Genomic DNA, 14,789 nt, shown 5'->3' with positions numbered 1-14,789 from the left:
CTATGAAACTACCAAAACTATTACTTTTTTTATTGGCATTCAGCATTTTTTCGTGTGCCAAAAAAGAAGAACAAACCACTTTTAAATTTGGTGTCTGGACAACCGCAGATGCTAAAAAATCAGATGCAGATTACACAAAAGAATTTAAAAAATACAAAGACGGAGGAATTGATGAAGTATTGATCAATACTGGCACTGATCCAAAACTTTTAAAAAGAATAGCGCCTCTAGCAGCAAAAGAAGGCCTAAAAGTTCACGCCTGGATTATGGCTATGAACAGACCTGGAGATTCAGTCGCATTAAAGCACCCAGAATGGTATCAGGTTAGCAAAGAAGGAAAATCTTGTTTTGATAATCGCCCTTATGTAGATTATTACCAATGGTTATGTCCAACCAGAAAAGAATCTAGAAATCACGTTTTACATTTAGTTGAAGAATTGGCAAAAGTAGACGGAATCGAAAGTGTTCATTTAGATTACATTCGTTTCCCGGATATCTTTTTGCCAATTAGTTTATTGCCAAAATACAATTTGGTTCAAGATATAGAATTGCCTCAATTTGACTTTTGTTATTGTGATGAATGTGTAAAAGCATTTGAAAAAATTCATCATAAAAATCCAAAAAACAGCCACAATACTTCTATTGATATGGAGTGGAAAAATTTCAGATTAAATGCCATAAAAGCGGTTGTTGATGATGCGTATAAAATTGCACACAAACACAACAAACAATTGACTGCAGCAGTTTTTCCTTATCCAGAAATGGCAGATCATATGGTGCGCCAGCGTTGGGACAAATGGAATATCGATGAGGTTTACCCAATGATTTACCACAGTTTTTACGATGAAGAAATTGACTGGGTTGGTTATGCAACCAAACAAGGTGTTGCTGATTTAGAAGATAAGAAAACAAAAATAAATACAGGAATTTATATTCCAGGATTGAAAAATGATGCAGAATTGAAAGAAGCAATTTTATTGGCAAAAGAAAATGGAGCTGTTGGTGTTTCATTTTTTGACGGAAATGCATTATCCGAAAGCAATTTAAAGACCATCAAAGAAACAAAAGCAAGTTTAAAATAAGTATACAGAACAATTTATCATCCTGAGGAACAAAGAATCACACACGTAACTCGACAAAAATTAGCGAGCTAGATTGCGGAGTTTCTTTTGAGTAATATTTTAAAGATAAAAGTAAGAGCATGTCAAATAGAAGAGACTTTATAAAAAAAACAACTTTAGGCACATTTGCCCTAACTTCTGTTTTGAGCTTAAGCGGATTTGCGAAAAATCAGGAAAATGAGATTGAAAATGAATTAGAATTTGCTTCAAAAAAAACAAAAAAGCCGATTATAATTTCGACATGGAATCATGGTCTTCCAGCTAATGAGGAAAGCTGGAAACAATTAAAAGCCGGGAAACCTGCCTTAGACGCCATTGAAGCCGGTATGAAAATCCCTGAAGCAGATCCGAATGTCCGCAGTGTTGGATATGGAGGATATCCGGATCGCGAGGGAAAAGTAACTTTAGATGCCTGTATCATGGATCACAACAGCAATTGTGGTTCGGTTTGTTTTTTACAAGGCATTATGCATCCCATTTCTGTGGCAAAAAGAGTATTGCAAAATACACCGCACGTTATGTTAGCCGGACAAGGCGCATTGCAATTTGCATTATCTGAAGGATTTAAAGAAGAAAATCTATTAACTCCAGAATCTGAAAAAGACTGGAAAAAATGGCTGGAAGATTCTAAGTACAAACCAGTTATTAATATAGAAAATCACGATACCATAAGCATGCTAATGTTAGATCAAGATGGAAATCTTGCTGGTGGCTGTACAACGAGTGGCGCCGCTTGGAAAATGCACGGACGCGTCGGTGACTCCCCAATAATCGGCGCGGGTCTTTTTCTGGATAATGAAGTTGGCGCCGCTGCAGCCACAGGATTGGGAGAAGCAGTTATTAGAACTGCCGGAAGTGCCATGGTGGTTGAATTAATGCGTCAGGGAAAATCACCATACGATGCCTGTAAAGAAATTACAGAACGTATTTACAACAAACACAAAAACCACAAAGACATGGAATATCTGCAAGTTGGTTTTATTGCGTTAAATAAAAATGGCGAACATGCAGGCTACAGTTTAAGATCTGGTTTTAACTTTGCTGTTTCTGACGATGAAAAAGGGCACAGAATGGAAGATGCAAAATTTAAAATGTCTTGGGATAAGTAATTGCGCAATTTTGTCATTTCGATCCGGAGCTTCGGGAGAGAAATCACACTAGTTAATCGATACAAATTGTGAGATACTTTGCAGAATTTCTAGTGTTATTTTGACGTAAGGAGAAATGACAAACAGAACTAAAAAGCTACAGAATAAAAAAACAAAAAATGAAAAAAACAATATCCATATTATCCTTATTAATTACTTCAATAGTTTCTGTTAATGCTCAGGAAAAAGTACCGTTTTGGCAGAACGAAAAAATTAATGAAGATAATAGAGAGCCCATGCACGCTGCTTATTATGTTTTTGAAAATGAAGCATTAGCGGCGAAAAACGAATGGAGACAATCTAAAAATTATCTGGACATTAACGGAGCCTGGAAATTTAAATATGTTGACAATCCAGCTTCACTTCCAAAAGATTTTGAGAAAACTAATTTTGATGATAAGGCTTGGGATAATTTTAGAATTCCGGCAAGCTGGGATGTAAACGGTTATGGATATCCTGTTTATGTCAATACAACTTACGATTTTGATTATTTAATGGCGCCAAATCCACCTTTTGTGCCTACGAAATATAATCCGACAGGAGTTTACAGAAGAGAAATCACGATCGATAAATCTTGGGAAGGAAAAGATATTTTTCTTCATATCGGTACAGCAAAATCAAACTTAACCGTTTGGGTAAACGGCGTTTATGTAGGTTATGGCGAAGATGGAAAACTTCCGTCAGAATTCAACTTAAATAAATATGTAAAAGCTGGAAAAAACACTATTGTTCTTCAGGTTATGAAATGGAATGACGGTTCGTATTTAGAATGTCAGGACATGTGGAGAATGAGCGGTATTACACGTGATTCTTATTTAGTTGCCAGAAATAAAGCACATTTAAAAGACTATGAAATCATTCCGGATTTAGATGCTAATTATGTAAATGGAAGCCTGAAAATTTCAACTCAATTTTCAGATTTAGATAAAAAAGAAAACTATACTTTAGACGTTCAGTTAAAAGATGGCGACAAGATCATTACTTCAAAAAATAGTACCGCTTTAAGCGAAAAACAAACGTTTGATTTTGCTGTAAATAATCCAAAGAAATGGAGTGCAGAAATTCCGAATTTATATCAAATCAGTTTTATTTTAAAAGATAAAAAAGGCAGCATTGTTGAAGTTATAAATCAGAATGTTGGCTTTAGAAAAGTAGAAATCAAAGGAGGACAGCTTTTGGTAAACGGAAAAGCGATTTACATAAAAGGAGTAAACCGCCATGAAATTGATCCGGTAACCGGACAAACGATTTCTAGAGAACGCATGGAGCAAGACATTAAATTGATGAAACAATTTAATCTTAATGCAGTGAGAATGTCGCATTATCCGAATGATGAATATTTCTACGAATTATGTGATAAATACGGAATTTATGTGGTTGATGAAGCCAACATAGAATCGCACGGAATGGGTTATGATATTACTAAAACTTTGGGTAATAAACCAGACTGGGAATTGTCGCACATTCAGCGTATGCAGAGAATGATTGAAAGAGATAAAAATCATACTTCTGTAATTATCTGGAGTATGGGTAATGAAGCTGGAAATGGTTATAACTTTTACAGAGGCTATTTGTGGATTAAAAACAGAGATAAATCGCGTCCAATTCAATACGAAAGAGCAACTGCGGGAGCTTGGGACGGAAAAGATTTAAAATTTGAATGGGATTCTGATATTATCGACCCAATGTACAGTTCTCCAAACAAAATGGAGGAATATATTTTAGCAAACCCAAATCCGTCAAGACCTTATATTCAGTGTGAATATGCTCATGCGATGGGGAATTCGATGGGAAATTTTAAAGATTACTGGGATGTCATTCGTAAATACCCAAATTTTCAGGGAGGATTTATCTGGGATATGATCGATCAATCGGTATATAAAAAATTAGCTGACGGAACTACGATTTTAGCTTACGGAGGAGATTTCGGCCCAAAAGATGTAAAAAGCGATAATAACTTTGTAAACAACGGCGTATTTACGGTTGACAGAAAACCAAATCCGCATGCTTTAGAAATGCGAAATGTATTGCAAAATATTTTGACTTCTTGGGAAAATCAGGAAACCACAACAATAAAAGTGTACAATGAATTCTCATTTAAAGATTTAAGTAATGTGACTTTGCATTGGAAGTTAATATTAGACGGAAAAGAAGATGAAAGCGGTGTTATTGAAAATTTAGATATTAACGCAAATCAATATAAAACGTGTCAGCTTCCGGTTAATTTACAAGGAAAAAAGTTTCAAGAAGCTTTTATAAATATAAGTTATCAGTTAAAACAAGACGAGCCATTTTTATCAAAAGGTTTCGAAATCGCCAAAGAACAGCTGGCGTACAAAGGAATTTGGAAAAATGATATTAAAATTGAAGGTGCAGGAAAAATTGCTGTAGAGAAAAAAGAAAACAACACCATTTTTAAAAGCGAAAAAGCCGAAATTGCTTTCGATAAAAAAACAGGATTTATAAATGGGTATTCATACAATAATTTGCCAATTATAAAAGAAGGTTATCAATTGCGTCCAAACTTTTGGAGAGCACCAAATGATAATGATTTTGGAGCAAATCTTCAGATCAATTTGAAAGCTTGGAAAGATGCAACAGAAAATCCAACTTTGGTAAATTGGAATTATTCGGTTACAAAAGACAATATAATTTTGGTTAAAGCGACATATAATTTAACTCAAGTTTCTTCGATTTTAGAATTAAATTACGAGATTAACAGCAACGGTGAATTGATCGTGAAACAGCAATTGAATATGGATGAGACCAAACAACAGCCTGTTTTGCCAAGATTTGGAATGGAAGTAATTGTACCAAAAGATTTCAGTAATATGAATTATTACGGAAGAGGGCCGCACGAAAACTATATCGACAGAAATTACAGTTCGAAAGTTGGTCTTTACACACAAACTGTTTCAGAGCAATATTATCCGTATATCCGTCCGCAGGAAACCGGAAATAAAACGGATGTTCGGTTCTTAGAATTATCAAGTGATAAATTGAAGCTAACCGTAACATCAGATAATTTATTAGCCGTAACTGCTTTGCATTTCTTAAATGAAGATTTAGACGACGGTTTGCAAAAAGACCAAAGACATGCTGCCGAATTGAAAGAAAGAGATTTAACAAGCTTAAAAATTGATTACAAGCAAATGGGCGTTGGCGGTATCGACAGCTGGCAGGCTTGGCCAATGGAAAAATATTTGTTGAGAGGCAAAACTTATGAATATCAATTTAAAATAACACCATCAATAAAATAATTCATTATGAGGATTTTAAAACCATTCCTTATCGTATTCTTCTTGACTGTTTTAAATTCTGGCTACAGCCAAAAAATATATACAGAAAAGGACATTCAGATTATTCCAAAACCGAATCAATTGTTGATCCAGCCGGGAGCATTTGAATTTTCTAAAAGCACAAAATTTGTTGCCACTACTGATTTTCAAAAGGAAATTTCGACGGCGTTGATCAATAAGTTTGAAAAAGCCGCGGGATGGCGTCCTGAAATTTCAGCGACAAGTCCGCAAAGCAATTTTATTCAATTTAAAGTAGATCAAACATTGAATAAGGAAGCTTACAAATTAGAGGTAAGTGCACAGAGCATTACGATTACCGCTAAAGGAAATGCAGGTTTTATTTATGGATTAGAAAGTGTTCGCCAATTATTGCCGAATGCTATTGAAAGTAAAAATGTGATAACAACGCAAAAATGGGAAATCCCAAATGTGGTTATAACAGATGAGCCGCGTTTTCAATGGAGAGGATTAATGTTAGATTTATCGCGTCATTTTTTTGATAAAAACTATGTAATCGAAACGATTGATCGATTGGCAATGTTAAAAATGAATGTTTTGCATTTGCATTTAGTTGATGACCAAGGCTGGAGAATCGAAATTAAAAAATATCCAAAATTAACTGAAGTTGGCGCTTGGAGAGTCGATCAGGAAAATGCAGCCTGGAATGCAAGACTAACTACAAACCCAGATGAAAAAGGAACTTATGGTGGTTTTTTAACTCAGGAAGAATTAAAAGAAATTGTAAAATATGCAGCAACAAAAAATATCGAAATCATTCCAGAAATCGAAATGCCGGCGCACGTTAGTTCTGCAATTGCTTCTTATCCGGAATTGGCCTGTTTTAATCAGAGAATTGGTGTTCCGTCAGGCGGATTATGGCCAATTACAGATATTTATTGCGCTGGAAAAGAAACTACATTTGAGTTTCTGCAAAATGTAATTGATGAAGTTATTGCTATTTTTCCATCAAAATACATTCATATTGGAGGTGACGAAGCAACAAAAACCAATTGGGACAAATGTCCGCTTTGTCAAAAAAGAATGAAGGACAATGGTCTTAAAAATGCACATGAACTGCAAAGTTATTTTGTAAAAAGAATGGAGAAATACATTAATTCTAAAGGCAAAAAGATAATTGGCTGGGATGAAATTTTAGAAGGCGGTTTGGCTCCAGCAGCAACTGTAATGAGCTGGAGAGGTACAAAAGGCGGAACTGATGCAGCAGAACAAGGCCATGATGTTATTATGACACCAGAATCGCACTGTTATTTTAATTTTTATCAAGGACCTCAAAACGAAGAACCTATAGCTTTTGATGGTTATACGCCTTTAAGCAAAGTATACGAATTCGACCCGGTTGTTGAAACAATGACACCAGAACAGACAAAACACGTTTTAGGCGGACAGGCAAATTTATGGGCAGAATATCTTCCAAATACAAAAGAATCAGAATATATGATTTTCCCAAGATTAGCTGCCTTATCTGAGGTTTTATGGAGTTCAAAAGAAAAACGAAACTGGAATGATTTTACTTCTAGATTACCTTCGTTATTAGTGCGTTACGATTATTTAGGCATCAATTATGCAAAAAGTGCTTATTTGGTAACGGCTGCTTCAACTGCTGATATGGCTCAAAAGCAAATTAATATTACTTTAAAAAATGAATTCCCAAATCCAGATATTCGTTATGTATTGGGCGATAAAACGTTGGCAGGAAATGCTGTAAAATATACAACTCCAATTCAGGTAAAAGAAACTACAATTGTAAAAGCTTCTTTGTTTCAAAATGAAAAATTAGTAGGTAAAATTTTTACGGACACTATTATTTTTCACAAAGGTGTTGCGCACAAAGTAAAATATTTAACGCCTTATAATAACAATTATAAAGGAGACGGACCGTATACAATGAATAATAGTATTCGAGGATCTAAAAACTTTCACGATGGTCAATGGCAGGCGTGGCTGGTAAATGATATGGAACTTGTTGTTGATCTAGAAAAACAAGAAAGTGTAGAACAAGTGATTATTGGAACTTTAGAAAGCCAGGGTTCTGGGGTTAATTTTCCAACGCAAATAAAAGTTTTGATCTCAAATGATGATATTACTTATAAAGAAGTCGGCAAAATATCGCGTCAGTATGCTGTGAATGTAAATTCAGAACTAAAAGATTTCAAAATCAATTTTGGAAAACAAAATGCAAGATTTATAAAAGTAATCGCAACTAACTTGAAGAAAAGTCCAAAAGGAGAAAGTTCATGGTTATTCGTTGATGAAATTTTAGTGAATTAATAACCACAATTTTTGTCAAAGCCATATGTTCATAGTATTACACCCAATCTTGTCATTTCGACGAAGGAGAAATCTCACGAGTAGCTCGACAAAGATTGACGATTTACTATGAGGAGTTTCTTGCGAAGATTTCTCCTTCGTCGAAATGACAAAAATGTGGAGAAACTTTGACAAAATTAGGTAGCAGGGACACTTTGTCTTAATATCTTAAATGTGGAATTTTACAATTAAACAAAAACAAAAAACAATAAAATAGAGTAAAGATGAAAAGAGGAATATTCATAATCGCGATATTATTTTCAGTTCAAATGTTTTCGCAGGCTATTTATGAAGATGAGCGCTATGTACCAGAAACGGATCCAGCAGTGTTGAAAAATTTAGAAGAATGGCAGGGTAAAAAATTCGGATTGTTAATGCACTGGGGAACTTACAGCCAATGGGGAATTGTAGAATCTTGGTCAATATGTCCTGAAGATTATGGATGGTGTGAACGTAAAAAAGGAAGTAATCCAGCAAATTACAATCAATATGTAGCCGATTATGAAGGTTTGAAAAAGACTTTTAATCCAACGAAATTTGATCCTGTAAAATGGGCAAAAGCAGCAAAAGCAGCGGGAATGAAATACATGGTTTTCACTACAAAACACCATGACGGATTTAATATGTACGACACCAAATATTCTGATTATAAAGTAACTGACAAAGATTGTCCTTTCAGCACAAATCCGAAAGCAGATATTTTAAAAGAAGTTTTCAATGCTTTTAGAGCGGAGAATATTTCGACTGGAGCCTATTTCTCTAAACCAGACTGGCATAACGAAAATTACTGGGATCCGTATTTTCCTCCTTTCGACAGAAACGTAAATTACGATCCATCTCTATATCCAGAAAAATGGAAAAAGTATGTTGATTTTACGCATAACCAAATTTTAGAAATCCTTAGTAATTATGGCAAAGTAGATATTTTATGGCTTGATGGAGGATGGGTTAAAAAAAGAGATCAGCAAAACATAAAAGAAAACTACGATGAGAAGTTTGCAGAAAACGAATCGAAAAATGGTTTTATCAAACACAGAGTTGTAGATCAAGATCCTAAAATGGATGAACTGGTTATAAAAGCGCGTCAGAAACAACCAGGATTAATCGTGGTTGACAGAGCCGTTCACGGTAAAAACCAAAACTATTTAACGCCTGAAGGACGCGTTCCTGCAAAAACTTTGCCTTATCCATGGGAATCTTGTATTACTTCTGGCGGTGGCTGGTCTTATACTCCAGATGCAACTTATTTAACTGGAAGACAAGGAATTCATATGTTGGTTGATATTGTAGCAAAAGGCGGAAACTTATTGTTGAATATTGCGCCAAGTCCAGAAGGAGAATGGCAAAAAGGTGCTTATGATTTGTTAGCAGCTTACGGAGACTGGATGAAAGTAAACAGTACAGCGATTTATGAGACAAAACCAATCGAACCTTTTAAGGAAGAGAATATTTGTTTTACACAAAATAAAACTGGAAATGTATTTGCATTTTATTTAGCAAAAGATGGAGAAGATAAAATTCCTGCAGCTGTTACAGTAAAATCGATCAGCCCTAAAAAAGGAACAAAAATTACAATGTTAGGTTCTAAAACTTCTTTAAAATGGACAAAAGAAGGAAACGGATTTAAAGTTGTAATTCCAGAAAGTTTACGAAACAACTTACCATGTAAAGAAGCTTGGACTTTAAAAATTGAAGCTATTAACAGATAAAAATATGTTTTCAATACAAAAAATAATATCAAAAACAGCATGTATTTTTTACATGCTGTTTTTTAGCATCAGCATTTTTGCACAAGAACCTGCTGATTTTGTAAATCCGTTTATTGGAACTTCTAATTATGGAGCGACTTTTCCGGGTCCAATTGCGCCACGAGGTATGGCTAGCATAAGTCCGTTTAATGTTGCCGGAGTAAAAAATACTCCAATGGAAAAAGACAGTCAGTGGCTATCGAATCCTTATGTTAATGAAAATACTTTTTTAACCGGATTTAGTCAGGTCAATTTAAGCGGTGTCGGCTGTCCGGAATTAGGCGTTATTTTAGTAATGCCAACAACCGGAAATGTTGAAATTGATCATTTAAAATACGGTTCAACGTATTCTAACGAAGTAGCAAAAGCAGCGTATTACAGCGTTGATATTGACAAGTATAAAGTTAAAGGTGAATTTACAGCTTCAAAACGAGTGGGCGTTAGCAGATTTACTTTCCCGAAAGGGCAATCCAATATTTTAATAAATCTTGGTTTAGGATTAACCAATGAAGAAGGTGCAATGATAAAAGTCGTTTCATCTACAGAAATTGAAGGAATGCGCTCTGTTGGTTCATTTTGTTACAACAGTCCAGAAGATGCTTATCCGGTTTATTTTGTGGCGAAATTTTCAAAACCTGCAGCTAAATTCGGCATTTGGAAAAAAACTTCAAAATATAAAGGAACCGAGGCACAATGGATGGGCTATAACGGCAAAGCCAGAATGATGGAAAATACCATTAAAACTGTTGTTGGTGACAGTATTGGAAGTTATTTTACCTATAAATTCGAAAAACAAGAAACGGTTGAAGTTAAAATTGGAATTTCGTATGTAAGCATCGAAAATGCCCGTGAAAACTTAGAAAAAGAAACCGGTAGCAAGTCTTTTGATAACGTTTATAAAAAAACCTATAATGAGTGGAATGAGGAACTTTCGAAGATTCTAGTTGAAGGCGGTTCAAAAGACGAAAATACGATTTTTTACACAGCTTTGTACCACACTTTAATTCATCCAAATATTTTAAATGATTTCAACGGCGAGTACCCAGAGATCAAAAGAAGAAAGATTGGTAAAACTGATGGCACCCGTTATACCGTATTTTCATTATGGGACACCTATAGAAATATGCATCCGCTAACCTCTTTAGTTTATCCTAAGCAACAATCTGATATGATAAAAAGTATGTTGGATATGTATGATGAAAACAGCTGGCTGCCAAAATGGGAATTAAATTCAACAGAAACATTTACCATGGTAGGAGATCCGGCAAGTATTGTGATAGTCGATGCCTGTTTAAAGGGAATTCAGGATTTTGACTTTAACAAAGCCTATTATGCGATGTTAAAAGGCGCAGATAATGCTGAAAATAATCCGTTGCGCCCGGGACTTAAAGAATATATCGATAAAGGTTATGTTTCAACCAATTATCCTGGCCCAGTTTCTACAACACTAGAATATAATACTTCAGATTATGCGATTTCACTTTTAGCAAAAGCTCTTGGTGAAAAAGATGATTATAAGCGTTTTACGAAACGTTCATTATCCTACAGAAAATTATATGACAAAGATTTAAAATTACTTCGCCCAAGGACAGCTGACGGAAAATGGTATGAACCTTTTGATCCTGTGGCGGGAGCTAATTTTCAAACAAATGTTGGTTTTATCGAAGGCAATGCTTGGCAATATGCTTTTATGGTACCACATGATATCAAAGGATTGATAAAATTAATGGGCGGTGAAAAACCTTTCTCCGATCAATTGCAAAAAGTTTTTGATATCAAACAATTTGATATGGCAAACGAGCCGGATATTGCCTATCCGTATTTATTCAATTACATAAAAGGAGAAGAGTGGAAAAGTCAGCAAATGGTAAAGAAATTGGTGAAAGAATATTTTAAGAATGAACCTAAAGGATTACCAGGAAATGATGATACAGGAACAATGTCGGCTTGGCTGGTATATTCTATGATAGGAATTTATCCAATTTCTCCCGGAGATCCAATTTACACGATTACAGCGCCAATGTTTCATAGAGTGACGATCAAATTAGATCCAAGATATTATAAAAAAGAAAGCATTGTAATTGAAAGACAAATTAATAATGATGGAAAAATCAATTCGATTGAGATAAACGGAAAACCACTTAACAGCTTTTTTATTTCGCACGAAGATTTTGTGAATGGAACAAAGCTCAAAGTGATTCAAAATTAAAAACAATACAACTATGTTACAATTAAGAATGAAAAAAACAGCCATTATTTTTGTAATGGCTGTAGGTATTTTTAACCAAGGTTATTCGCAGAAAAAATATCCGTATCAAGATGCAAAATTACCGGTTGAAGATAGGGTAAAGGACTTATTAAGCCGAATGAGTTTAGAGGAAAAAGTGCGCCAAATGGATATGTATAAAGGCGAATTTTTTAAAGAAAAAGAAGATTTCTCTAAAACAAAATCAGATATAAAGATTGGAAATTTGGGTATTGGTGCGATTCACGATATTTATCCGCGTTCAGCGAAAATGATCAATGACCTTCAAAGCGAGGTTATTAAAAAAAATAAATGGGGAATTCCTGCACTTATTATGTGCGAGATGCTTCACGGTTATTTAGATGACGGAAGTACGGCTTTCCCAATGAACATTGGTTTAGGAGCAACTTGGGATACTAATTTAATGGGCAAAGTTGGAGGCGTAATTGGTACTGAAGCCAGAGCACATGGTGTTCATTTTGGTTTAGGTCCAAATCTTGACGTTGGCCGTGAACCGCGCTGGGGAAGAGTTGCCGAGACTTTTGGTGAAGATGTTTATTTAATTAGTGAAATAGGAACAGCAATGATTAAAGGAATGCAGGGCAACGATTTAAAATCAGATCGTTCTATTATTGCAGAACCTAAACATTTTGCAGTTCATGGTATCCCAGAAGGCGGTGCAAATTCTTCGCCTGTATTAGTTGGTGAGCGTTCAGTACGTCAGGATTTTTTACCGTCATTTGAAAAAGCATTTATAAAAGGAGGCGCATTGGGAACAATGTGTGCGTATTCTGAGTTAGACGGAATTCCTTGTGCAGCTAACCATTGGTTACTGACAGATGTTTTGAGAAACGAATGGGGTTTTAAAGGAATTGTAGTATCTGATTTAGGAGCAATTAAATATTTGCAGACGACGCATAATGTAGCGAGTTCGCCAAAAGAAAGTATTAGAGAAGCAGTTTCTGCAGGAGTTGACATGCAGTTTTATGATTTTACAAATGAATTTTGGCAGACAAGTATTATAGAATTGGTTAATGAAAAGAAACTGACAATGGAGCAGATCGACCGTGCTGCTGGAGGAGTTTTAAGATTAAAATTTTTATTGGGATTATTTGAAAATCCATACACAGATAAAAATTTAATTAAAGAACGTTTTCACACAAAAGAAAATCAGGATATAGCTTTAGAAGCAGCACATAAATCTATTGTTTTATTAAAAAATGAAAACAATATCTTGCCTTTAAAGAAAGACATTAAAACAGTTGCTGTTATCGGACCAAATGCAAATGCTTCAAGACTTGGAGGATATGCAGTTAAAAATAAAGTTGGAACTACGGTTTTAGAAGGTATTCAGCAAGTGGCGGGCAAAAACACAAACGTACTTTATGAAGAAGGTGTTTCTTTAATTGTAAAAGGACAAATTATTCCATCGAAATATTTATTTACTCCAGATGGATCTCAAAACGGATTAAAAGGAGAATATTTCAATAACAGAAAAGTAGAAGGAACTCCAGCATTGACTCGTATTGACAATCAATTAGAATTTGACTGGCCTTGGTCTCCTGGAGATGGTGTTACAGATGACGATTTTTCTATTCGCTGGACAGGTTATATTCAGTCAGATAAAGCATTTGACGGCTGGTTAGGTTTAAGTTCTGATGATGGAATCAGAATGTGGATTGACGATCAATTGGTTATCGACAACTGGACAAAAGGGGCAACGAGCATGGTTACTACTCCCAAAAATATCGAAGCAGGAAAAAAATACAAAGTCCGCATAGAAATGTGGGAAGGAGGCTGGGGAGCCAGAGCTCACTTGCGTTGGAATTTAGAAAAAGTAAACTTTCAGCCGGCAATCGACATTGCTAAAAAAGCAGATGTAGTAATTGTAGTTTTAGGAGAATCAAATGAATTGGTTGAAGAAAACAGAGATGTTGCTTCATTAGATTTGCACGGCATGCAGCAAGAATTAATCGAAGCGATTCAAAAAACAGGAACTCCTGTAGTTTGTGTTCTATTAAACGGCCGTCCGCTTTCTACAAACTGGATCAATGAAAATATTCCTGCAGTTGTTGAAGGATGGTTTCCTGGAGAATTAGGAGGAAAGGCTGTAGCCGATGTTTTATTTGGAGATTATAATCCAGGTGGAAGATTGCCAATAACCGTTCCAAAATCAGTTGGACAGCTGCCTATATATTATAACCAAAAACCATCTGCCATTCACAGATATGTGGCAGAGAGCGAACATCCTTTATATACATTCGGTTTTGGATTGAGTTATACAAAATTTGAATATTCAAATCTTAAAATCAGTTCTGCAGAAATTAAAGCGGATGGAGAATTAAAAGTTACTGTAGATGTTAAAAATACTGGAAATTTAGATGGAGATGAAGTAGCACAATTATATATTAATGATGTTTATAGTTCTGTTACAACTCCCGAAAAAACCTTAAAAGGATTTAAAAGGTTACATATTAAAAAAGGAGAAACTGCAACTGTAGAATTTATACTTACTCCAGCAGAGTTATCTATCTGGAATAGAGAAATGAAAAGAGTGGTAGAACCGGGCGATTTTAAAGTGATGGTAGGAGGGAATTCTACTGATTTGTTAAAAACGAATTTCAAAGTTTTAGAGTAAATCTCGCAAAACGAAGAAAAATGTTCATCTTTTTGGTTAATAAGGAATGAATAATGCTGATAATAACCAAAATCAGTTAGATTAGTTAGGTTTTAGTTGTTAAAATAAAGAGGATTAAGATTACAAAGGAAGCCAGTATTGGCGCGGAAAGTGTTAAATTTTACCCAACACCTTTTCAAAATTGTCATTTGTCGAAATAATATTTTGTTAACAGAATGTATTCTTAAGTTTAACATGTTATTAACTCTAAAAAAAACAACTA

General features: G+C 34.9%; 7 protein-coding genes. All 7 read left to right on the top strand.

The window, feature by feature from the left end:
• Window positions 1–2: 2 nt before the first annotated feature.
• Window positions 3–1,082, top strand: a complete 1,080-nt coding sequence (locus IR010_RS11455) for a putative glycoside hydrolase (RefSeq protein WP_194603899.1) — start codon at window positions 3–5, stop codon at window positions 1,080–1,082.
• A 119-nt stretch (window positions 1,083–1,201) separates the two neighbouring features.
• Complete coding sequence (locus IR010_RS11450) at window positions 1,202–2,230, top strand: isoaspartyl peptidase/L-asparaginase family protein (RefSeq protein ID WP_194603897.1); 1,029 nt, start codon at window positions 1,202–1,204, stop codon at window positions 2,228–2,230.
• A 158-nt stretch (window positions 2,231–2,388) separates the two neighbouring features.
• Complete coding sequence (locus tag IR010_RS11445) at window positions 2,389–5,529, top strand: glycoside hydrolase family 2 TIM barrel-domain containing protein (protein ID WP_194603895.1); 3,141 nt, start codon at window positions 2,389–2,391, stop codon at window positions 5,527–5,529.
• Between the two features lie 6 nt (window positions 5,530–5,535).
• Window positions 5,536–7,857 carry a beta-N-acetylhexosaminidase gene (locus tag IR010_RS11440; protein WP_194603893.1) on the top strand — a complete coding sequence of 774 codons (2,322 nt, stop codon included), beginning with the start codon at window positions 5,536–5,538 and terminating at the stop codon, window positions 7,855–7,857.
• Window positions 7,858–8,120: 263 nt separating this feature from the next.
• Window positions 8,121–9,605: an alpha-L-fucosidase gene (locus IR010_RS11435; RefSeq protein ID WP_194603891.1), complete on the top strand. Its 1,485-nt coding sequence runs from the start codon at window positions 8,121–8,123 to the stop codon at window positions 9,603–9,605.
• A gap of 4 nt (window positions 9,606–9,609) precedes the next feature.
• On the top strand, window positions 9,610–11,853 hold the full coding sequence (locus tag IR010_RS11430) for a GH92 family glycosyl hydrolase (RefSeq protein WP_194603889.1): 2,244 nt from the start codon (window positions 9,610–9,612) through the stop codon (window positions 11,851–11,853).
• A gap of 13 nt (window positions 11,854–11,866) precedes the next feature.
• On the top strand, window positions 11,867–14,527 hold the full coding sequence (locus IR010_RS11425) for a glycoside hydrolase family 3 protein (protein WP_194603887.1): 2,661 nt from the start codon (window positions 11,867–11,869) through the stop codon (window positions 14,525–14,527).
• The last annotated feature ends 262 nt before the right edge of the window (window positions 14,528–14,789 follow it).

Origin of the sequence: Flavobacterium sp. MR2016-29 (genome assembly GCF_015350695.1) — a bacterium.
In the GTDB taxonomy this organism is placed as follows: domain Bacteria; phylum Bacteroidota; class Bacteroidia; order Flavobacteriales; family Flavobacteriaceae; genus Flavobacterium.
The sequence above is the reverse complement of the archived record's forward strand: the minus strand, read 5'-3'. Positions and strand labels throughout refer to the sequence as shown.

What these genes read in the sequence shown, in the direction of transcription:
- IR010_RS11455 (WP_194603899.1), top strand. Translation starts at nt 3, where the DNA reads ATGAAACTACCAAAACTATTACTTTTTTTATTGGCATTCAGCATTTTT.
- IR010_RS11450 (WP_194603897.1), top strand. Translation starts at nt 1,202, where the DNA reads ATGTCAAATAGAAGAGACTTTATAAAAAAAACAACTTTAGGCACATTT.
- IR010_RS11445 (WP_194603895.1), top strand. Translation starts at nt 2,389, where the DNA reads ATGAAAAAAACAATATCCATATTATCCTTATTAATTACTTCAATAGTT.
- IR010_RS11440 (WP_194603893.1), top strand. Translation starts at nt 5,536, where the DNA reads ATGAGGATTTTAAAACCATTCCTTATCGTATTCTTCTTGACTGTTTTA.
- IR010_RS11435 (WP_194603891.1), top strand. Translation starts at nt 8,121, where the DNA reads ATGAAAAGAGGAATATTCATAATCGCGATATTATTTTCAGTTCAAATG.
- IR010_RS11430 (WP_194603889.1), top strand. Translation starts at nt 9,610, where the DNA reads ATGTTTTCAATACAAAAAATAATATCAAAAACAGCATGTATTTTTTAC.
- IR010_RS11425 (WP_194603887.1), top strand. Translation starts at nt 11,867, where the DNA reads ATGTTACAATTAAGAATGAAAAAAACAGCCATTATTTTTGTAATGGCT.